Here is a 19,662-nt window from a genome sequence, read left to right as displayed (position 1 = left end):
TGCGTGCGGGTCAGCCGGCGCGGCGGCGGTTGCCGCCGCCACCGCCGCCACGGGGCTGGCGGCGCTGCTGCTTGCGCTCGGTCGCGGCCGACGGCGCGATGTCGTCGTCGTCCGTGGCCAGGTCGGGTGACTGGAAGATCACCGCGAACGGGCTCGGCGGGATGATCCGCTCCGGCTCCTTTCGCGGTGCCGGGGCCGGCGGCGTCGCCATGAAGCTCGGCTCGGGGTCGGACCACTCGGGCGCGGCCCTGCGCTCCTCCACCTGCTCGCGGGCGGCCTCACGCGGCTGCTCCCGCACCGGCTCGCTCGCGGGAGCGACCTGACGGGAAGCCTCACGCGACCCGGACGGCTCGGCGACCGGCGCAGCGGCCTCGACCGTCTCCGGCTCGGCGGCGACCCTGCGGGCCCGCGTGCGCCGCGCCGGCGCCTCCGACTCCTCGGTGACCGCCTCGGCGGGACGGCGTACGCGGGTGCGCTTGGGCGCCTCCGCCACCTCCTCCGCCTCGGCGGCGCTGCGACGGACCCGGGTGCGCCTGGCCGGCGCCTCGGGAGCGTCGGCGAGCGCCTGCTCGATGGCCGTGGAGGCGGCGCCCCTGCGCGTACGTGCGCGCCTGGACTCGCCCGCGGCCTCGATCTCGTCCGTCGTGAAGATCGCCGGAGTCTCCTCCGCGCTGTCGTTCACGGGGCTGTTCGGGGGGCTGTCCACGGGCTCGACCTCCGGCCTGTCGACGGATGCGGTCTCTGCCAGCTCCTTGCCACCGCGCGTACGGCGGCGCTGGCGCGGCGTACGGGCGGGACGCTCCTCGCGCTCGTCCTTGCGCCGCCCGCCACGCGTACGGATCCGGCCGGTCTCACCGAGGTCCTCGATGCGCTCGGCCGACAGCCCCGCCCGCGACCGGCTGGCGTGCGGCAGCACACCCTTGGTGCCCTCGGGGATGTTGAGCTCGGAGTAGACGTGGGGCGAGGTCGAGTAGGTCTCCTCGGGCTCCGCGAACTCCAGGCCGAGCATCTGGTTGATCATCTTCCAGCGGGTCAGCTCCTCCCACTCCACGAACGTGACCGCGATGCCCGTGCGCCCGGCCCGGCCGGTGCGGCCGATGCGGTGCACGTAGGTCTTGTCGTCGGTGGGGCAGTCGTAGTTGACCACGTGGGTGACGTCGTCGATGTCGATGCCGCGCGCCGCCACGTCGGTGGCGACCAGCACGTCGATCTTGCCGTTGCGGAACGCCCGCAGCGCCTGCTCCCGCTGGCCCTGACCGAGGTCGCCGTGGACTGCCGCGACCGCGAAACCACGCGTGTCGAGCTGCTCGGCGACCATGTCACAGGCCCGCTTGGTCTCGCAGAAGACCATCGTGAGCCCGCGGCCATCCGCCTGCAGCAGGCGGGAGACGATCTCGATCTTGTCCATCCGGTGCGTGCGCCACACGATCTGGCGTACCTGCGGCGTGGTCTCACCCTCGCCGCTCTCCAGCTCCGCGCGTACGTGCGTCGGACGGTTGAGGTATTTGCGCGACAGCGAGACGATCTCGCCCGGCATCGTGGCCGAGAACAGCATCGTCTGCCGCTGCGCCGGGATGAGCTTGAAGATGCGCTCGATGTCGGGCAGGAAGCCCAGGTCGAGCATCCGGTCAGCCTCGTCGAGCACGAGCGAGGTGACCTGGCTCAGGTCGAGGTGCTTCTGCTTGACCAGGTCGAGCAGCCGGCCCGGGGTGCCGACGATGACGTCGACGCCCGCCTTGAGCGCCTCGATCTGCGGCTCGTACGCGCGGCCGCCGTACACGGTCAGAACTCGGGAGCCGAGCTTGCCCGCGGCGGTCACGAGGTCTTCGCTGACCTGTACGGCCAGCTCGCGGGTCGGTACGACGACCAGCCCGCGGGGCTTCTTGCGGTTTTTGCGCGGCTTGCCGATGCTCTGCAGCATCGCGATGCCGAACGCGTAGGTCTTTCCCGTGCCCGTGCGTGCCTGACCGATCAGGTCCTGGCCGCTCAGCGCGAGCGGGAGTGCCATCTCTTGGATGGGGAACGGTGTGACGATGCCCTCGGTCTCGAGGGCATCGGCGATCTCTGGTGTGACTCCGAGGTCTCGGAAAGTCGTCAGCGTGGCCTGCCTCAGTCTCAAATGAAGGCGGGCCTGCCGGGACCGACGGGCGGAAAACAGCCCCCGTGTCGTGGGTCCTCGCGGTAGAGCCAGCCCTCTCGCGTCATCAGCGACCGCGCACCCGGGGAATCGGGGGTAATCGGGTCATCAACCCGAATTAACACAGTGCGGTCGCACTTTCACAGAGCAGTGTACTCGATACCACAACGCTGACAGAGCTTGCGTATATTCCCGAGATTTGGCCGAAGTACGCTGCCTTCCATGAAGGAGTCTCCTGGAGTCGTCGACCTGCTCGGTGTGCTGGCGTACGCGGAGCTCAGTGCGTACGCCCGCATGACCGAGGACGCCGCCACGCTGGCACCCACGCTGGCCGACCGCGCGGCGCTCAGCGAGCTGGCCGTCACCGAGTACGCCCACTTCCGCCTCCTGCGCGACCGGCTGGCCGAGCTCGGGGCCGATCCCGACGACGCCATGTCGCCTTTCGTGGACGCGCTGGACGCCTGGCACGCGCAGACCCGGCCGGCCGACTGGCTGCAGGCGCTGGTCAAGACGTACGTGGGCGAGGGCATCGCGCTCGACTTCTACCGGGAGGCCGCCCGCCACCTCGACCCTTCCATCGCCTCCCTGGTCGACGAGGTCCTGGTGGACGAGGAACGTTCCCGCTTCGCGGTGGAGGGGGTGCGGGCCGGCATCGCCGCCGACCCGACGGCGGCCGGCCGCCTCGCCCTGTGGGCCCGCCGCCTGGTGGGCGAGGCTCTGAGCCAGGGCCAGCAGGTGGCCTCGGCCCGTCCCGAGCTGGCGTTGCTGCTGATGGAGTCGCAAGCCGAGGAACACGCCGACATCTCCCGCCTTTTCGCCAAACTCACGGAGGCCCACAACAAACGCATGGCCGCCCTGGGCATCTGACCCCGCACCCCACCGCCCCCCCGACACCGCCTCTCGCGCCCAGCCCGCACTTGGAGGTGCGAGTTCCGGCGTGGCTACCCGCACTTCTGGGCGGAGTTCCGCGTGATCGCCCGGCATCTCTGGGTGGGGGTTCCGGCCTGACCGCCCGCACTTCTGTGCGGTGGTTCGCGTGGCCGTCCGGAACTTCAAGGGTCGGTCCCTGACGTGCACCCGGCTCACCGGCCAGCTACCCCGGCGGCGTGGGGTGGGGGCGTTTGGGCCTTCTCGACCCCTAGGAAGTGGGTCGAAAGGGTGGTGGGGATTGGGCGGGTGGGGGATTTCGGGAGGGTTGGGTGACTTGTGGGAGGTGGGGTTGCGCTAACCGGCGGCACGCGGCGCGGAAGGGTTGTACCGTGCCGACATGAGGGCCTCGCGCCGCTACGGCAGTTCCTTGACGAGATGTGGGCCGAACCGCTGGGTATCCCGCGCTGTGCTGCGAAGGGAGAGCGCGGCCTGTCCGGCTGCGGAGCCGGGCCGGGCCTGTGTCCCCCGCCCCCGCCGCCCCCGCGGTTGCCTGTTCCGCCGCTCCCCCCGCACCTGACCACCACCCGGTGCCCCGACCGACCCCACCGGACCGCCATCCGGCAACCGGACAGACCGCATCGGACTGTCACCCGGCAACCGATCCGGCCGCACCGGCCCGCCACCCGACAACCGGACAGACCGCATCGGACTGTCACCCGGCAACCGATCCGGCCGCACCGGACCGTCTTCCGGCGGCCGGGCTGAACGGTACGGTCGCCGCCCGCTGACCGGATCGACGGAGGCGGCTGGGCCGACCCTGCGCATGACGGGCGAAGGGTCCATCCGTGAGCGGCTTCGGCCGACGTCCCCGCATGCGCCGGACAGCCGTCGTGGCCGCGGCGATCGTGCCGTGGCCCGAGGCCGTCGGTCTGCGTGAGGGGAGCCGGGACGAGCAGAGGACGGCCCAGGGCGAACCCGGCCTACGGCCGGCCCCGCGCATCGGACGCACCCTGCCGGCCGGCATGCCCGATGCGGCAGGCACGTGCGGCCTGCGAAGCGGCGAGCGATGGAGTCGGGAAGGGTACGGCTCGGGCGGCCGTACCCTTCGCGTACAGACTTAGAGCGTGCCGCCGAAACCGACGGGGCGGGACTCGTCCTCCCCGATCTCGATGAACCCGAGCGAGGCCACCGGCACCACGACTCGCCTGCCCTTGACGTCGGTCAGGGCGAACACGCCGCCGCGATCGACGGACAGGGCGTTTCTGATCTCCTGCTCCACCTGGTCGGCGGAGAGGTCGGTCTCGACAACGAGTTCGCGGTGTACGGAGCGTACGCCGATCTTGACTTCCATGGTGGCTCCCTAGATGACGGGCTGGCTCACTTTCATCGTGGCCGGTCGGCCCCCCGAAAACGACGAATGATCGCGCCCAGCGAACGGGTTATGCCGTACGCGGAAAACCGCTGATGCCCCGCCACGCGAGCCGGGCCATGAGTTGCTCGGCCGCGTCCTTGGGGATGGAGCCGTGGGTGGTGACCCAGTAGCGGGCGCTCACCTCGGCCATGCCGACGAGGCCCACACCGAGGAGATGGGCCTCGTCGCTGGTGCACCCGGTGTCCTCCTGGATCAGCTCGCTGACCATCTCCGCGCACTCCTGCAGCGACCGTTCGACCCGCTGCCGCACGGGCGCGACGTTGCGCAGGTCGGACTCGAAGACCAGCCGGAACGCCTCGCCCTGGGTGGAGACGAAGTCGAAGAACGCGCTGAACGTGGCCTGCACGCGCAGTTTGTTCTCCTGCGTGGAGGCCAGCGCCTCGCGGCAGCGGTTGACCATGTCGTCGACATGAAGGTCGAGCAGCGCGAGATAGAGCTCGAGCTTGCCGGGGAAGTGCTGGTAGAGCACGGGCTTGCTGACCCCGGCCCGGTCGGCGATCTCGTCCATGGCGGCCGCGTGATAGCCGTTCTCCACGAACACTTCCTGCGCGGCGCTCAGGAGCTGCCTGCGTCGGGCGAGGCGGGGCAGCCGGGTGCCCCGGGGCTTGGCATCCGGGGTTGCTGTCACGCGGGTCTCCATTGGTCTCTCAGCGAACTGTGCGGACATCCTACGTGCGGCCGGCCGCCGGCGTCGGCCGCAGCCGTCCGTCTTCGACCCCTTTCGCGCAGGTCACCGCCGCCGGGCCGGGGCTCAGCGGTAGTCGTCTTCGTCGAGGTCCACCACGCGGTCCTGGTCGGCCCCGTCGGCGGGGTCGACGTCGAGCGGCAGCTCCCGGCGCAGCCGTCCGGCGCTCTGGAGCATCTCGCGCTGCTGCTCGATCGCATCCGCCTCGGGCGTCTCGATCGACAGCTCTTTCTCTTCTTCGGTGTACGGGACCTCGTCCCCGCGAATGTCCATCTCCGACATCTTCGGCCCCCTTCTCGGTGTGGACGGAAACCAGACTACGCCCGGCGGAAAAGGTCGCCGTGCTTCTCCACTCTGGCGAGTACGTCGGGCGCGGTGAACACCAGGTCGTCGGGGTGTTCGCAGCCCTCCACCTCTTTCCAGGTGAGCGGCGTCGACACGGTCGGCCGGTCCTTGGCCCGCAGCGAGTAGGGCGCCACGGTGGTCTTGGCCGGGTTGTTCTGCGACCAGTCGATGAACACCTTGCCAGGCCGCGCCTTCTTCGTCATCACGCTGACGACCTGGTCGGGGTGCTCCTTCTCCAGAAGCTGGGCCAGCCTCTTGGCGTACGCGGACGGCTCCTCGCGGCAGTCCCAGTCCGCGTACAGCTGCATGCCCTTGCTGCCGCTGGTCTTCGGCAGCGCGGTGAGCCCCTCGGCCTTCAGCACGTCGCGCAGCATGAGCGCCACCCGCGTGCACTCGACGATGCTGGCGGGCGCGCCGGGGTCGAGGTCGAACACCAGCGTGTCGGGCGGCAGCGCCTGTCCGTCGTCGTCCACGCGCCACTGGGGGACGTGGAGTTCGAGCGCGGCGAGGTTGGCGTAGTAGACGAGGGTGGGCAGGTCTTCGACGACGGCGAAGTCGATGGTCTCGCGGTTCTTGGTGCTGCCGGGCGCGGGCAGGTTGACGCGCCTGACCCAGTCGGGGGTGTGGTCGGGGGCGTTCTTCTCGAAGAAGGACTGTCCCGTCACGCCGTTGGGGAAGCGCTTGACGGTCAGGGGACGGCCCTGGAGGTGCGGCAGCAGGACGGGGGCGATGCGACTGTAATAGTCGATGATCTCGGCCTTCGTGAACCCGTTGTCTGGATAGAGGACCTTGTCCAGGTTGCTCAGGGTGAGCTCGCGCCCGTCGACTTTGACCGGCACCTTCATCGCGTCACCTCCGCGGGGAGTTTGTCGGGGCGCAGGCCACGCCACACGGGGTGTCGCAACCGCTGTTCGTCGGTCCACATCGTGTAGGCCACCTCCCCTACGAGATCGGGCCTAACCCATCGATTTCGCCACGGCACCGGGTTCTCGAACGGGCTGTGCGGCACCTCCAGCGGGCGCAGCATCGCGTACAGGTCGTCCAGCACGGGCTCGGTGAAGCCGGTGCCGACGTGCCCCACGTACGTCAGCCCCCGCTCCGTGAACACCCCCATGAGCAGCGAGCCGATCCCGCCCGCGCGCCGCCCCTTGCCCGGTTTCCAGCCGCCGATGACGACCTCGCGGGTGGTGAGGTTCTTGACCTTGACCCACCAGGGGGAGCGGACGCCGGGGCGGTAGGGGGAGTCGAGTCGCTTGGCGACCACGCCTTCGAGCCCCTGTTCAGAGGTGGCGGTGAGCAGGTCGGACGCGCCGGGGAAGTAGGGGGGAGCGCCGATGTCCAGCTCGTCGAGCAGGGCTCTGCGGTCGCGGTACGGCAGGTCGAACAGCGGCATGCCGTCGAGGTAGAGCAGGTCGAAGGGCAGGTACGTGACGGGATAGCGCTTGAGCATGGCCGGCTCTGGGTCGGTGAGGTGCATGCGGTGCTGGAGGCGGATGAAGCTGGGCCGGCCGCGCGGGTCGAGTGCCACGACCTCGCCGTCGATCACCGCGTTCTTGATCCCGAATCCCGAAATTTCCGGATAGCGGCGGGTGTACTCGGCTCCGTGCCTCCCCGTCACCCGCACCCCGCCGTCGAGGTGGATGAGGGCGCGGATGCCGTCCCACTTGACCTCCAGGCCGTAGTGGTCGCGATCGGAGGGTAGCTCCCCGGGCACGGCGAGCATCGGTTCGACCGGGTATGGCATTGCTTGCCCCATGACGGGTATGTGCCCCATGGTGGGCCGTTGAGAGCTGAGGAGTGACCATGCGCAGCATCTGGAAAGGTGCGATCTCCTTCGGTCTGGTCACGATCCCGGTCAAGCTGTACTCCGCGACCGAGCAGAAGGACGTCAGCTTCCACCAGGTCCACCGCAAGGACGGCGGCCGCATCCGCTACAAGCGCGTCTGCACCCAGGACGGCGAAGAGGTGCCCTACTCCGACATCGCCAAGGGCTACGAGCTGGCCAGCGGCGAGATGGTCGTGCTCACCGACGAGGACTTCGAGGACCTGCCGCTGAGCAGCTCGCGCAGGATCGACGTCCTGCAGTTCGCGCCCGTCGAGCAGATCGACCCCATCTACTTCGCCAAGTCGTACTACCTGGAGCCCGACGCGCAGGGCGCGAAGCCGTACGTGCTGCTGCGCAACGCCCTGGAGAGCTCAGGGCAGGTCGCCGTCGTCAAGGTGGCCCTGCGCCAGCGCGAGTCGCTGGCGACGCTGCGGGTCCGCGACGGCGTCTTCGTCCTGGAGACGATGCTCTGGCCGGACGAGATCCGCGTCCCCGACTTCCCCTTCCTCGAGGAGGACATCGAGGTACGCCCCCAAGAGCTCAAGATGGCCGAGTCCCTCATCACCACCATGGAGTCGGACTTCGACCCGAGCGAGTACCACGACACCTACCGCGAGGCGTTGCAGCAGGTCATCGAGGCGAAGGTGGCCGGCAAGGAGGTCATCCCCGCCCAGGAGGAAGAGGAGGCCAAGCCCGCCGTGGACCTCATGGCGGCGCTGCGGGCCAGCGTGGAGGCCGCCAAACGAGAACGCGAGGGCTCCTCCGCCAAGCCCAAGAAAGCGTCCGGCAAGTCGAAGGACTCCAAGGAGAAGGAGTCGAAGGAGGAGGAGAAGGCACCGGCCAAGCGCAAGACCCGCAAGTCCGCCTGAACCAGCGCATCCCGGGCCCTTGGCCGGCCACCTGCGGCACAATCCCCTGGTGATTCGTACACGCTTATCCGCGCTGTCCCTCGCGCTGTCCCTCGCGCTGCTCCTGCCCCTCTCCGGCTGCGCGCTCGTCGACGTGGCCCTCGGTGGTTACCGGGCCACCATGCCGGGTGAGTCCATGGAACCGACCATCAGGATGGGGTCGCTCCTGACAGCCAGCCAACCCGGCGACTACGCGCCCCGGACCGGCGACATCATCATCTACCGCACGCCCGAAGGCTGGGCCGGCACCGTCGCGGGTCAGCGGCGCGTGGGGCGGGTCATCGGCGTACCGGGGAGCACGGTGAAGTGCTGCGTCACCGGCGGGCTGCTGGAGCTGAACGGCAAGCCGCTGGAAGAGCCCTATGTGACGATTCGTCCTTCCTCCCGCGTGGAGTTCGACATCCGTGTACCGCAAGGTCGCCTCTGGATCATGAACGACCACCGCCACGTCTCCAAGGACTCCCGCTACTACATGGACGCTCCCGGTGGCGGAACCATCGGAGTCACCGATGTGGAAGGCGTCGTCACCAAGATCGACCCACCCGCGCAGCAATAGCCGGTCGCCCGCCGGGACCGGTCGCCCGTCCGGTCGCCCGCCGTGACCGACCTCACGGCCTGCCCCGCCGGGCCGCCCGCCGTGACCGGACGTCCGCCGTGACCGGCCTTACGGAGTGCCCCGCGGCCCGGCCGGTCCGGTGCCCTTTCGTGCGGTACCGCCATCGCGTGGTGACCACTCCCTCACTGCACGGAATCCGCCGCCCTTGCAGGTGCTGCCTGGGCGGCGCTCCTAGCCCCCGTAGACGTCGCCTGGCGGACGATGCTTCCCGCATCCGCTTCAGAGGCATAGAGGACCCCTTGCGGCCTCGTCGGCGCGTGCTCGCTGCCCTGCGCGCCTGGGGCTTGCCCCGTACCGTCGCCGCCTGCCTCCCGGGCGTTGCTGAAAGAGACATATCAGCTTAATTCGCCTTATTTCATTTGATAGGAGTTTAATGCAAGCAATAAGATTCTTAATGCAGAGCAAAAAGGAGGCGCTTCTGTTTGCCCGCTCATCCGCCGGAAATGACACTTCGTGGATGACTCTTCAGCAGGCGTCCAAGACATGTTTCCGGGTAATCCGGAGACGTCGAGAACGGGGCAATCGATCCTTTAGGGGGAAAACGCAATGCCCAAGCTCAAGAGTGTTATCGCGGGCCTCGCCATCAGCACTGCGCTGACCGGCGGCGTGGTCAGCGCCGGCGCCGCCACCACTTCGGCCAGCGCCGACGCGGCCACCCAGATCAGCACCGGCAACTCGGTTCTCGCCGGCTGTGGCGGTGGCTGGGCCTGGCGTCGCTGCGGCTGGGGCTGGGGACACCGTCGTCACCACCACCACCGGATGAGGGTGAGGGTCAAGGTCTTCAACCGCAACTTCAACCGCAACCACGAGCACCGCGACCACCACCACCACGACCGCCGTGTCCAGCCGCGTGAGGTCGCCGACGCGACGACGCGTTGATCTGACCGTGTGACAATGGCGTAGGAATTCAATTCCTCGTCTCCACGGAATCCAAGTGAGGGCTCTCCCGGCATTGCCGGGAGGCCCTCGCTGCTTCGTTTCCGGTTGTTTCATTTTGTTGGCGGGCGTTTCGGTGTTGTGCTGATTTCGTGGTTGCCTGAGAAATGCCCCGGCTCTGATGAGCCTCCAGCCGTGCGGGCCCTGTGCCTGCACGGTTTTGTGCTGGTCGCAGGAGTTGAGGCCTCTTCCAGTGGTGGCGAGATCCCGCGGCTCGATCGCCGGCCCCACTGATGGCCGCCCCGGGGATCGGTCGCCGCCTGCTGTGGCAGGGGGATCGGTGGCTGGGAGCACGAGGCCAAGGTCAAGGGCGGGGGTCGGCGGACAGGGCCGAGCGTTGAAGACTCGGCCCGCGGAGCGGCATGGGCGGAGCGTTGAGGGGTGTGCCTCGGTGTGGACTGCGCTGGGCAGCTCCGGGGGTAGGGGCCTGTGCTGTGGACCGGACGGTAAGTGGCTGAGGAGTGTGGACAGGGCGGCCAGAGGTTGAGGGCTGCGGGCAGGGCGGCCAGGCAGCTGTGGATGGGCGCGGGACTGAGGGTCGTGGCGGCGGACACCGCACGACCCTCAGGCTCGGCCCACGGCACGGGCATGGGGGCTGCGCTGTGGGGTCGGGCGCCGGGCTGAAGGTCGTGCGGGGTGGTGTCCCAGGGAGCTGCGCTGGGTGGGGACGGCGACTCGGAGCGCACGACTCAGGGCGGGCCTGTGGGGGTGGGGATGGGCAGATGAGGCGCCGGCCGGGGGAGGCCGTGGGGGTGGGGGCGCAGGCCAAGGGAGGTCGTGCGGGTGGGGTGTCGGCTGGGGGAAATTGTGCGGGTGGGGTGCCGTCGAGGGAGATGTGCGTGTGGGGCGCGGTGACAGTGGTGTGGGGTGGTGACAGTGCTGTGGGGATGAGGAGTGCCCGTATTCGGTGGGGGCCACAGTCCTCGGTGTCGAGGGTGGTGGGCGCCTCCCGGTGAATACGGGCACTCCCCTAGCTACGGCTTGAGTTCATCGCATGGGCGGACTCGTCAGCCGAGGGTCACCACCGACGGTCGTGCCGGTCGTGGTTGTCGTTGCGGTTGTAGTTCCGGTTGACGATGACGACGCGGATCCGGCCGACACCGTGGTGCCGGTGGCCCCACCTCTTCCAGGGCTTCCAGCCCCAGCCGCCGCAGCGGCGGGGACGCCAGCCGCAGCCGTGTCCGGCCAGGACGGAGGTGCCGGTGCTGATCTGGGTCGCGGCGTTGGCGCTCGCGCTGGTGGTGGCCGCCCCTACGCTGACCACACCGCCCGTGAGAGCGGTGCTCATGGCGAGGCCGGCGATAACACTCTTGAGCTTGGGCATTGCGGTTTCCCCCTAAAGGATCGATTGCCCCGTTCGCGGATATAGCTAGCAATTCATCCGCACCGTGGATATTTCCCAGCGAAAGCAGAAGAAACGGACATTGTCTGCTCTTTCCTGAGTCCAGTACTTCTCATGACATGGCAGAGCCCATCGAGCGCTGGAGAACGCGCGATAGGAAGGCGTATGGCGCGGGTCGGGGGTCGGGGGGTGGTGAAAGGAAGGGGGCGGGAGGTGGCTGCGGAGGGCGCAGGGTAATGCATGGGGATGGGAGGGTGCGCGAAAAGCGCTTGTGGCTACTTGTGGCTAAACGTACGAAATCCCGGCCGCGGGTGCGGTCGGGAAATGACGCAGCGAGGGCCTCCCGGTGGATGCCGGGAGAGCCCTCGCCAGAATTGCCGTGGAGACGAGGAGAAACGGACCTCAGGCCGAACCGCGCGTGAAACGCGGGCCGTCCCCGAGAACTCCTTGCGCCATCAAAGCACGGTCATTCACTACCAGGTGCGGTTCTGGTCGTCGTGGTGGTGGTGGTGGCGCTGGCGGGGCCCGTTGTCGTTGGTGTTGTGGTTGCGGATGACGACGCAGACCTCGCCGCGGTGGTGGCGCCGGTGGCCCCAGCCCCAGCCGCCCCAGCCGCCGCCCCAGCCGCCGTGGTGCCTGCCGCAGCGGTTGTTGTGGTGACGGTTGTGGTGACGCCGGTGACCCCAGCCCCAGCCCCAGCCGTCGTCCATGAGGACGGACGTGCCGTTGCTGACCTGGGTGGTGGCGTTGGCGGCGGACGTGGCCGCGCCCACGCCCACCATGCCGCCGGTCACCGCCGTGCTGATGGCGAGGCCTGCGATAACACTCTTGAGCTTGGGCATTGTGTTTCCCCCTAAAGGATCGATTGCCCCGTTCTCGGCCGTTTCCTAATTACCGGAAACAGATCTTGGAAGGCTGCTGAAGGCTCATCCGTCGAATGTCATTTCCGTGCCGATGGGCGGGCAAACGGCGACGACCCCATTTTGCTCTGCATTAACAATCTTATTGCTCGCATTACATAATTATCAAATGAAATGAGATGATATGTCCGAATTGACGGCATATCGAGCCGAGGTCGCAGGTGGCAATGGGCGACTCACGGGCTGTCGGCCGCGCCCGAGTTGCCATTCGAGATGTCGTACGCATGCGGCGTCCCCGCGCGCGGAGATGAATTTCCGCGAGCGCGAGAAAAGCCGCGACGCCGGGCCCGAATAATGCCGCTCATTGTGCTGAGGCCGGCCGGATGCACCGATTGAGGTGATGCGTGCGCGGCTGCTCGCAAGGCCGAGCGTCGTGCGGGCGCGGCGGCGGCCATCGTGGTGTGGGGGAATGTCCCCCGGAGATGTCAGCCGCTCTACGTGGTCCCCATGCGCGACGCCCGACCGTCACTCGCCGTTAACGGTGAGTGGCACAGACGTCACGCTGGGTACCGTGATGCTTTCCGAGCGGGTGCGCCATAAACGGCGAACGGCGGCTTTTGCCGGAAGCTTGGGCTGCCAAGAGATCGCTTAGAGACCTATAGCGCGAAATATCCCGACAAGTCTGACCTGGGCGGGTGGGTGGTAGGGGGCGGGCGGCTGGGATGGGGTGGGTGCTGGGATGAGGAGTGGGGTGCTGGGAGCGGCGGGTGGTCGGACGGCTCGTCAGGTGCTCGTCAGGTGCTCGTGCGGCGCGGACCCCTCCGCTTGGGGCTGGGGCCGACGGGCTCCGCCGTTCGGGGGCTGGGACGGAGGGTGAGGGCTGGGGGCTGGGGGCGGGGGCGGGCGGATGACTCGTGAAGCGCTCGTGCGGCGTCCCCGCCGTTCAAGGGTGGTGCTCGTGCGGCGTCCCCGCCGTGAAGGGTGGTGCTTGTGCGGTGCCCTCTCCGTTCGAGGAGGTGGGGGTCGGGGGTCAGCGTCTGCCGAGTTTTTTCAGGTAGTGGCCGTAGGCGTAGCCCTTGCGGCCGACGTCTGTGCCGTGGATGTGGCGCCAGGAGCCGGTCTTCCTGCACGGACCCCACGTACGGTCGCCTGGGTAGAGCTTGTCCAGGATGCGGCCGTTCGGCCAGGCGCGGACGTTGAGGTGCGTCTTCACCCGTACCACTCGATAGATGCATCCCGGGCGGTCGGACGCGTGCGCCGGAACGGTCCAGGCCGGCCCCGTGCACAGCGTGGCGGCGAGTAGCGCGGCGATGCGGGCGGTGAGCATGGGCGTACCCCCTGTCCTTATCCGGCCCATCTGTCCAGGAAAGTCATGAAAATAACCTCGTTGTACGGAATCAAGACTCCTCCAACAAGCGATGGTTATCGTGAGAAGCAGGGGAAGAGAGGTTCGAGAACGAGGAGGAGCAGTCATGACCCCGCAGCCGGTCCCGCACTGGCCGGGAAGGATGATCGGCTCGGTGCACGTCCGGTCCACCCCCCAGGGCCCCGCGGAGCAGGCGGTGTTCGTGCACGGCCTGGCCGGATCGGCGACCAACTGGACCGACCTGATGGACGAGCTCAAGGACACCGTCACCGGGCACGCCATCGACCTGCCTGGAGCAGGTTTCTCACCGGCGCCCCCGGACGGCGACTACTCGGTGGCGGCGCACTCCAAGGCCGTGATCGAGCTGCTGGAGCGCACGGGCCCCGCGCACCTGTTCGGCAACTCGATGGGTGGCGCGATCGCCGTCAGGGTCGCCGCCGCGCGCCCCGAGCTGGTCCGTACGCTCACGCTCGTCTCCCCGGCCCTGCCCGACCTGCTGCCGCGCTACGGCCCCGTGCGGGTGGCCGCCGCGGCGATACCCCGGCTGGGCGAGTGGGTGGCCGACCGGCTTCGGCTGGTACCGGTCGAGCAGCGCATCACCGCCTCCATGGCGATGGTCTGGGCCGACATGGGCGCGTGTCACCCGATCCGCCTGCGCGACGCCATAGAGGAGCAGCGCAGGCGCGACGACCTGCCGTACGCGGGCGAGGCGGTCGTGGGTTCGGCGCGCGGCATCGTCACCGAGTACTTCCGCTGGGGTGCGGACAACCTGTGGCGGCAGGCGGCCAAGGTCGAGGCGCCGACGCTGATCGTCCACGGACGCCACGACCGCCTGGTGCGCCCCGCCATGGCGAGGAAGGCGTACCGTACGTTCCGGCAGGTCAGGCTGGTGCTGCTGCCGACGGCCGGTCACGTGGCGATGATGGAGATGCCGCGGGTCGTCGCGGCGGAGGCACGCCGTCTGATCGGTGAGACGCGATTGGGGAATGCCCCACTGCCCGGCTAGGTTTCACAGTGAGATGGGTCCCCTTTAAAACGGGAGCGTAGAAAGTGTCGTTGCCACCGCTGGTCGAGCCGGCCGAAGAGCTGACCGTCGACGAAGTGCGCCGCTACTCACGTCACCTGATCATTCCCGATGTGGGCATGGCGGGGCAGAAGCGGCTGAAGAACGCCAAGGTGCTGTGTGTGGGCGCCGGGGGCCTGGGCTCGCCCGCGCTGATGTACCTCGCGGCGGCGGGCGTCGGCACCCTCGGCATCATCGACTTCGACGTGGTCGATGAGTCCAACCTGCAGCGCCAGATCATCCACGGCCAGTCCGACGTGGGCAAGCTGAAGGCCGAGAGCGCCGCCGCGACCGTCCGCGAGATCAACCCGCTGGTCGACGTCGTCATCCACAACACGACGCTGTCCGTCGACAACGTGATGGAGATCTTCTCCGGCTACGACCTGATCGTCGACGGCACCGACAACTTCGCCACGCGTTACATGGTCAACGACGCCGCGGTGCTGCTCGGCAAGCCGTACGTGTGGGGCTCGATCTACCGTTTCGACGGCCAGGCGAGCGTCTTCTGGGCCGAGCACGGGCCCTGCTACCGCTGCCTCTACCCCGAGCCCCCGCCTCCCGGCATGGTGCCGTCGTGCGCCGAGGGCGGCGTGCTCGGCGTGCTGTGCGCGTCGATCGGCTCCATCCAGGTCAACGAGGCCATCAAGCTGCTGACCGGCATCGGCGACCCGCTGGTCGGCCGGCTGATGATCTACGACGCCCTCGAGATGAAGTACCGCGACGTCAAGGTCCGCAAGGACCCCGAGTGCGTGCTGTGCGGCAAGAACCCGACGCAGACGCAGCTCCTCGACGACTACGAGGCGTTCTGCGGCGCGATCTCCGACGAGGCCGCCGAGGCGGCCACCGGCTCGACGATCACGGCGCAGGAGCTCAAGGGCATGATGGACCGCGGCGACAACATCTTCGTCGTCGACGTCCGCGAGCCCAACGAGTACGAGATCGTCTCCATCCCGGGCGCCACGCTGATCCCGAAGGGCGAGTTCCTCAACGGCTCGGCCCTGGAGAAGCTGCCCCAGGACAAGAAGATCGTGCTCCACTGCAAGTCGGGCGCCCGCTCGGCCGAGGCGCTCGCGGTCGTCAAGAACGCCGGTTTCTCCGACGCCGTTCACGTGGGCGGCGGCGTGCTGAGCTGGGTGAAGACGGTCGATCCGAGCCTGCCCAGCTATTAAGGGGTTTCCGCCGGGACCTCCCGGTTAAGGTCGATGCCGTGAATGCCGCCCGTCCATGGCCGATCCTCGTGGTGGCCTCCGCGCTGACGCTGATCTGCGCGGTGGCCGCCGGGGTGGCGGGCAGCGCGGCCGGCACCGAGCTGACCCGCGGGCCGACCGCGGCCGAGTTGCGCGCGGCGGCCCACCGGGAGGTGGCCGAGCGCTGGCGCTCCTGGCCGGCGGGCCGCATCTTCCCCGAGACGCTGCCCTACTCCGCCGAGCAGGGCGGCCGGGAACGTGCCACCAGGATCGGCATCTCGCCGCGCACCGGCTGCGGCCGCGACGCGGTCGACGCCGCCGCGGTCAAGGCGCTGCGGCAGGCGGGCTGCAAGGGCGTGCTGCGGGCCACGTACGTCGACGCGCTGCGCGGCGTGCTCGTCACGATCGGCGTGGTGGCGCTGCGCGACGAGGCCCACGCCGAACGCGCCAGGGACGCCTTCTCCGACACCGGCAAGCCCACTCCGGGGCTGCGTCCGGTCTCCTTCCACGCCACGCTGGCCGACCGGTTCACCCCCGGCGTACGCGAGGCGGGCTCGGTCCGCCAGGCCGGCCCCTACCTGGTGCTGACCACGTCGGGCCAGGTGGACGGGCGGCCGTCGGCGGCGGCCGGCGAGGCGCGGCCGTCCATCTTCGCCTTCGCCGCCGAGATCTCCGAGCAGGTGCTGACCCGGCTGAGCACGCCCGGCATGCCCGACTGCGCGTCAGGGGAGTGGCGGTGCTGAGGAAAAGCGCCGTCGTGGCGCTGGCCGCGGTGCTGCTGGTGCCGGTGGGGCCGCTGTGGGCCGACGACGTACGCGGCGGGCAGCGGGCCGTCATCGAGACGCTGGCCCTGACGAAGGCGTGGCGCACCAGCAAGGGCGCGGGGGTGACGGTGGCCGTGCTCGACTCGGGCGTGGACCCGCACCATCGCGACCTGGCCGGGTCGGTACGCGTCGGCAAAGACTTCACCGCGGGCGCGAACCCGCCGGGGACGGCTCCCAGCAGGCTGCACGGCACGTACATGGCGTCGCTGATCGCCGGGCACGGCCACGGGCCTGACGGAAAACGGGGGATCATCGGCGTGGCGCCCGAAGCGGACGTACTGTCAGTAAGGGTCATCCTGGAGGACGAGGAGCCGGGTTTCCTGACGTTCAACTCGGCCGAGCGTTTCGAGAACGTGGTGGCCAGGGGCATCCGCTACGCGGTGGACGAGGGGGCTGACGTGATCAACCTGTCGATCTCCAAGGAGCTGGCGACCCGCGAGGAGCGGGCGGCCGTGCGCTACGCGATCGGCAAGGGCGTCGTGCTGGTCGCCGCCGCGGGCAACGACGGCGACAGGAAGAAGGACGGCGACTTCGCTCCTTACTCCTATCCCGCGGCGTTCCCCGGCGTCGTCTCGGTGGGGGCGACCGACCGGCGGATGCGGCGGGCGGCGTTCTCCAACTGGAACTCCTCGGTGCTGGTGGCCGCGCCCGGCGTGGACATCATGGGCGCGGGCCCCGGCGACGAGTACTGGGTCGGCAGGGGCACCTCGCAGGCGACCGCGCTGGTGTCGGGAGTCGCCGCCCTGATCAAGGCGGAATACCCGAAGATGTCGCCGCCGCTCGTCGCGCGCGCCCTCGCCGCGGGCGCCAAGGACCTGCCGCCCGGCGGCTACGACACCGCCACCGGCTTCGGCCTCGTCAACGCAGCCAAGGCTCTGAAGGAGGCGTCCAGGCTGGCGGAGCACACCGAGGTCGCGGCCGGCGACCAGGCGCACGACCCGGAGAGACCGCTGGCCGGCGGCAGCGCGGGCCCCATCGACGTGGTCACCAGGGACGAGCGCCGCGTCACGGTGTACGCGGCCATCGCCGCAGGCGCCGCCCTCGGCGCGCTGACCTCCCTGGCCGTCATCTTTATCCTGGTCAGACGCGTACGACGGGCGCACATGTCGCAAGACGCATGATCCGCCCCTCAAGGGGGACGAAATAGACATCGACGCGAATGCGGGAACGAGGCGGTGGTGAAGGCACGTAGGTCGACCACAGGGCTACCGCGCGCCGAGGGGGACGCCACACAGGGGCGGAGAAACCCGCTCGGCGCCACAACCGGCCGCCGCTCGCGCGTGCGCTCGTGGCCGGCGGCGGACTCACGCAAGCGCACGGCGGCCAGGCAACGCGCGGAAGAGGCCGAGCTCCAGCAGGGCGTCCGCTATCGCCGCGCCTTCGTGGTGCTGCTCGGCGCCGTCATCGCCGTCTCGGCGCTCGTCGTCCTGCTCGGCACCGTCGGGCTGTTCACCGAGACGCGCTCGCGCCCGCTGACGTCCGCCGAGCAGAGCCGCTACCAGCAGGAGGAGATCGCCCGCCGCTGGCAGGCGTGGCCCGCCACCGGCGTCTTCCCCGAAGAGGTGCGCTACCTCGGGCTCGACCGCGCCCAGCAGTACGCCAGGCGCGTCGGCATCGCACCCGAGACCGAGTGCGGCAAGGGCGTCGACGCCTCCGTGGCCGGCGTGCTGCAGAACCACGGCTGCGTGACGCTGCTGCGGGCCACGTACATCGACCAGACCGCCACCTTCGTCTTCACGGTCGGCGTGGCCGTGCTCAAGGACGAGGAGTCGCGCGTGTCGGCCGGTGAGGAGCTCACCCAGGACGACCGCGTCGGCGTGCTGCCGGTCGCCTTCCCCGGCACCGTGACCGAGCGCTTCGGGCCCGACCAGCGCCAGCGGACGAGCTGGGTCGGCGCGGGCCCGTACATCGTGTTCTCGACGGGCGGCTACGCCGACGGGCGTACCAGGGCCGCGATCCCGCCGGAGGAGATCCTGCACAGCGAGTTGTGGCCGGCCGCCAAGTCCATCGGCAACCAGATCGCCTACTTCCTCGCGGACCCGCCCACGGTGCCGCCCTGCACTCAGGGGAACGTGTGCTGACCGTCGTACGCGCGCTGACCGCCGCTGTGCTCGCCTTCTCGGCTCCTGCCGCCGACCCGGTCAGGGAACAGCAGGCATGGGTGCTCGACGCGCTCAACGTCGAGCAGGCGTGGACGGTCACCAAGGGCGAGGGCGTCACGGTCGCCGTCGTGGACAGCGCCGTGGACACCGGCGTCAAGGAGCTGAAGGGCCGCGTCACTTCAGGCCCCGACATGACCTCGGGCTCGGTCCAGCGTGATCTGCCGCCGGGCCGGCACGGCACCGCCATGGCCGCCCTGATCGCCGGCTCGGGCAAGGGCGACGGCTTCATCGGGGTCGCCCCGTCCGCGCGCATCCTGTCGCTGCCCATGGTCATCGACGACGAGCCGGGCGTCGCGATGCCGCCCCTGGAGGATCAGCAGAGCAGGCCCAACGCGCAGAGTCCGCTGGCCCGCGCCCTGCGCTACGCCGCCGACCGCGGGGCCCAGGTCGTCAGCATGTCCATCGGCTCGTACGGCCCGCTCAGGTCGGAGCGCGAGGCCGTCTCGTACGCGCTGAGCAAGGGCGTCGTCCTGGTCGCCGCCGTCGGCAACGACGGCCAGACCGCGTACGCCAAGGAGAAGGGCACCTCCTACTGGAGTTTCCCGGCCGGCTACCCGGGCGTCATCGGCGTGGCCGCCACCGACAAGCAGGGCAAGCGGGCCACGTTCAGCAGCGACAACCTGTCGGTGCTGGTGTCCGCGCCCGGCGTGGGCGTGCCCGTCGTCAAGCGCGGCAGCGGCTACGAGCTGTCCGAGGGCACCAGCTCGGCCGCCGCGCTCGTGGCCGGCGTGGCCGCGCTGCTCAAGGCGCGCTACCCGGCCCTCGCGCCCGAGCAGGTGGCGCAGGCCCTGGCGGCCAGCGCCAGGGGACGGCCCGCGGCCGGCTACGACGACGAGACCGGCTTCGGCGTGGTCGACGCCGCCGCCGCGCTCAACGCCGCCGAGCGGCTCGTCGGCGCCAAGCGCAGCGTCACGCCCGGCATGCAGCACTTCGGCCAGGGCGCCGACTCGCCCGTCCCGACCAGGCCGGGGCCCGATCCGGTCAGGCTGTGGCTGTACGGGGGCGGGGTGCTGGTGGCGCTGGTCATGTTCTGCGGCGCGATCGTCGTCCTCAATCAGCGCAAGGAGCAGGCATAACGGCGAGTTCGTGAACAGGTTTCCGAGT

Annotated in this window: 19 protein-coding genes; 10 read left to right on the top strand and 9 right to left on the bottom strand. The window is 69.6% G+C overall.

Annotation, left to right across the window (positions count from 1 at the left end):
* Window positions 1-10 precede the first annotated feature (10 nt).
* Window positions 11-2,008: a DEAD/DEAH box helicase gene (locus AB0K28_RS18685; RefSeq protein ID WP_364371311.1), complete on the bottom strand. Its 1,998-nt coding sequence runs from the start codon at window positions 2,006-2,008 to the stop codon at window positions 11-13.
* 351 nt (window positions 2,009-2,359) lie between these two features.
* Between AB0K28_RS18685 and AB0K28_RS18680 the strand changes: the two genes are divergently transcribed.
* On the top strand, window positions 2,360-3,004 hold the full coding sequence (locus tag AB0K28_RS18680; RefSeq protein ID WP_364371308.1) for a ferritin-like fold-containing protein: 645 nt from the start codon (window positions 2,360-2,362) through the stop codon (window positions 3,002-3,004).
* 1,120 nt (window positions 3,005-4,124) lie between these two features.
* Here AB0K28_RS18680 and AB0K28_RS18675 read toward each other — a convergent pair.
* From AB0K28_RS18675 to ligD (AB0K28_RS18655), 5 genes are all read right to left on the bottom strand, one after another.
* Window positions 4,125-4,358: a DUF3107 domain-containing protein gene (locus tag AB0K28_RS18675; RefSeq protein WP_345389806.1), complete on the bottom strand. Its 234-nt coding sequence runs from the start codon at window positions 4,356-4,358 to the stop codon at window positions 4,125-4,127.
* Between the two features lie 88 nt (window positions 4,359-4,446).
* Window positions 4,447-5,067 carry a TetR/AcrR family transcriptional regulator gene (locus tag AB0K28_RS18670; protein ID WP_355426440.1) on the bottom strand — a complete coding sequence of 207 codons (621 nt, stop codon included), beginning with the start codon at window positions 5,065-5,067 and terminating at the stop codon, window positions 4,447-4,449.
* Between the two features lie 123 nt (window positions 5,068-5,190).
* A complete protein-coding gene (locus AB0K28_RS18665) occupies window positions 5,191-5,397 on the bottom strand; it encodes a hypothetical protein (protein WP_345389800.1) in 207 nt (68 codons plus the stop codon).
* Window positions 5,398-5,441: 44 nt separating this feature from the next.
* Window positions 5,442-6,314 carry a non-homologous end-joining DNA ligase gene (ligD, locus tag AB0K28_RS18660; RefSeq protein WP_364371304.1) on the bottom strand — a complete coding sequence of 291 codons (873 nt, stop codon included), beginning with the start codon at window positions 6,312-6,314 and terminating at the stop codon, window positions 5,442-5,444.
* Window positions 6,311-7,213 (bottom strand): non-homologous end-joining DNA ligase, encoded by a 903-nt coding sequence (gene ligD, locus AB0K28_RS18655; protein WP_364371301.1) that lies wholly within the window; start codon window positions 7,211-7,213, stop codon window positions 6,311-6,313. The genes ligD (AB0K28_RS18660) and ligD (AB0K28_RS18655) overlap by 4 nt, the downstream gene beginning before the upstream one ends.
* Window positions 7,214-7,272: 59 nt before the next feature.
* Between ligD (AB0K28_RS18655) and AB0K28_RS18650 the strand changes: the two genes are divergently transcribed.
* From AB0K28_RS18650 to AB0K28_RS18640, 3 genes are all read left to right on the top strand, one after another.
* A complete protein-coding gene (locus tag AB0K28_RS18650; protein WP_345389788.1) occupies window positions 7,273-8,163 on the top strand; it encodes a Ku protein in 891 nt (296 codons plus the stop codon).
* 49 nt (window positions 8,164-8,212) lie between these two features.
* A complete protein-coding gene (gene lepB / locus AB0K28_RS18645) occupies window positions 8,213-8,758 on the top strand; it encodes a signal peptidase I (RefSeq protein ID WP_364371298.1) in 546 nt (181 codons plus the stop codon).
* Window positions 8,759-9,364: 606 nt separating this feature from the next.
* The gene (locus tag AB0K28_RS18640) at window positions 9,365-9,697 is read left to right on the top strand and encodes a hypothetical protein (RefSeq protein WP_345389782.1); all 333 of its coding nucleotides are present in this window, start codon (window positions 9,365-9,367) and stop codon (window positions 9,695-9,697) included.
* A 1,075-nt stretch (window positions 9,698-10,772) separates the two neighbouring features.
* On the opposite strand, the gene AB0K28_RS18635 is transcribed toward AB0K28_RS18640, so the two are convergent.
* From AB0K28_RS18635 to AB0K28_RS18625, 3 genes are all read right to left on the bottom strand, one after another.
* On the bottom strand, window positions 10,773-11,078 hold the full coding sequence (locus AB0K28_RS18635; protein WP_364371295.1) for a hypothetical protein: 306 nt from the start codon (window positions 11,076-11,078) through the stop codon (window positions 10,773-10,775).
* 491 nt (window positions 11,079-11,569) lie between these two features.
* Window positions 11,570-11,938 (bottom strand): hypothetical protein, encoded by a 369-nt coding sequence (locus AB0K28_RS18630; RefSeq protein ID WP_345389776.1) that lies wholly within the window; start codon window positions 11,936-11,938, stop codon window positions 11,570-11,572.
* Between the two features lie 1,048 nt (window positions 11,939-12,986).
* Complete coding sequence (locus AB0K28_RS18625) at window positions 12,987-13,283, bottom strand: hypothetical protein (RefSeq protein ID WP_364371292.1); 297 nt, start codon at window positions 13,281-13,283, stop codon at window positions 12,987-12,989.
* 145 nt (window positions 13,284-13,428) lie between these two features.
* On the opposite strand from AB0K28_RS18625, the gene AB0K28_RS18620 reads away from it, so the two are divergent.
* The 6 genes from AB0K28_RS18620 to AB0K28_RS18595 are packed head-to-tail and all read left to right on the top strand — an operon-like array spanning window position 13,429 to window position 19,634.
* Window positions 13,429-14,328, top strand: a complete 900-nt coding sequence (locus AB0K28_RS18620) for an alpha/beta hydrolase (protein WP_345389770.1) — start codon at window positions 13,429-13,431, stop codon at window positions 14,326-14,328.
* A gap of 44 nt (window positions 14,329-14,372) precedes the next feature.
* Window positions 14,373-15,554, top strand: coding sequence for an adenylyltransferase/sulfurtransferase MoeZ (moeZ, locus tag AB0K28_RS18615; RefSeq protein ID WP_345389767.1), 1,182 nt, complete (start codon window positions 14,373-14,375; stop codon window positions 15,552-15,554).
* 38 nt (window positions 15,555-15,592) lie between these two features.
* The gene (locus AB0K28_RS18610) at window positions 15,593-16,315 is read left to right on the top strand and encodes a hypothetical protein (protein ID WP_345389764.1); all 723 of its coding nucleotides are present in this window, start codon (window positions 15,593-15,595) and stop codon (window positions 16,313-16,315) included.
* On the top strand, window positions 16,309-17,517 hold the full coding sequence (locus AB0K28_RS18605; protein ID WP_364371287.1) for a S8 family serine peptidase: 1,209 nt from the start codon (window positions 16,309-16,311) through the stop codon (window positions 17,515-17,517). Before AB0K28_RS18610 ends, AB0K28_RS18605 begins: the two co-directional genes overlap by 7 nt.
* Before the next feature lie 57 nt (window positions 17,518-17,574).
* Window positions 17,575-18,477: a hypothetical protein gene (locus AB0K28_RS18600; RefSeq protein WP_364371284.1), complete on the top strand. Its 903-nt coding sequence runs from the start codon at window positions 17,575-17,577 to the stop codon at window positions 18,475-18,477.
* Window positions 18,471-19,634, top strand: coding sequence for a S8 family serine peptidase (locus AB0K28_RS18595; RefSeq protein WP_364371281.1), 1,164 nt, complete (start codon window positions 18,471-18,473; stop codon window positions 19,632-19,634). Before AB0K28_RS18600 ends, AB0K28_RS18595 begins: the two co-directional genes overlap by 7 nt.
* Window positions 19,635-19,662 lie beyond the last annotated feature (28 nt).

The sequence above is a fragment of the Nonomuraea sp. NPDC049504 genome (genome assembly GCF_040676845.1).
In the GTDB taxonomy this organism is placed as follows: domain Bacteria; phylum Actinomycetota; class Actinomycetes; order Streptosporangiales; family Streptosporangiaceae; genus Nonomuraea; species Nonomuraea salmonea.
Note: the sequence above shows the minus strand (reverse complement) of the source record. Positions and strands in the feature narration are given on the sequence as shown.

Coding starts and splice junctions, on each gene's coding strand:
- AB0K28_RS18650 (WP_345389788.1), top strand. CDS start 7,273: ATGCGCAGCATCTGGAAAGGTGCGATCTCCTTCGGTCTGGTCACGATC.
- AB0K28_RS18630 (WP_345389776.1), bottom strand. CDS start 11,938: ATGCCCAAGCTCAAGAGTGTTATCGCAGGCCTCGCCATCAGCACGGCG.
- AB0K28_RS18620 (WP_345389770.1), top strand. CDS start 13,429: ATGACCCCGCAGCCGGTCCCGCACTGGCCGGGAAGGATGATCGGCTCG.
- ligD (WP_364371301.1), bottom strand. CDS start 7,213: ATGCCATACCCGGTCGAACCGATGCTCGCCGTGCCCGGGGAGCTACCC.
- AB0K28_RS18625 (WP_364371292.1), bottom strand. CDS start 13,283: ATGCTCACCGCCCGCATCGCCGCGCTACTCGCCGCCACGCTGTGCACG.
- ligD (WP_364371304.1), bottom strand. CDS start 6,314: ATGAAGGTGCCGGTCAAAGTCGACGGGCGCGAGCTCACCCTGAGCAAC.
- AB0K28_RS18685 (WP_364371311.1), bottom strand. CDS start 2,008: ATGGCACTCCCGCTCGCGCTGAGCGGCCAGGACCTGATCGGTCAGGCA.
- AB0K28_RS18640 (WP_345389782.1), top strand. CDS start 9,365: ATGCCCAAGCTCAAGAGTGTTATCGCGGGCCTCGCCATCAGCACTGCG.
- AB0K28_RS18675 (WP_345389806.1), bottom strand. CDS start 4,358: ATGGAAGTCAAGATCGGCGTACGCTCCGTACACCGCGAACTCGTTGTC.
- AB0K28_RS18635 (WP_364371295.1), bottom strand. CDS start 11,078: ATGCCCAAGCTCAAGAGTGTTATCGCCGGCCTCGCCATGAGCACCGCT.
- AB0K28_RS18680 (WP_364371308.1), top strand. CDS start 2,360: ATGAAGGAGTCTCCTGGAGTCGTCGACCTGCTCGGTGTGCTGGCGTAC.
- AB0K28_RS18665 (WP_345389800.1), bottom strand. CDS start 5,397: ATGGACATTCGCGGGGACGAGGTCCCGTACACCGAAGAAGAGAAAGAG.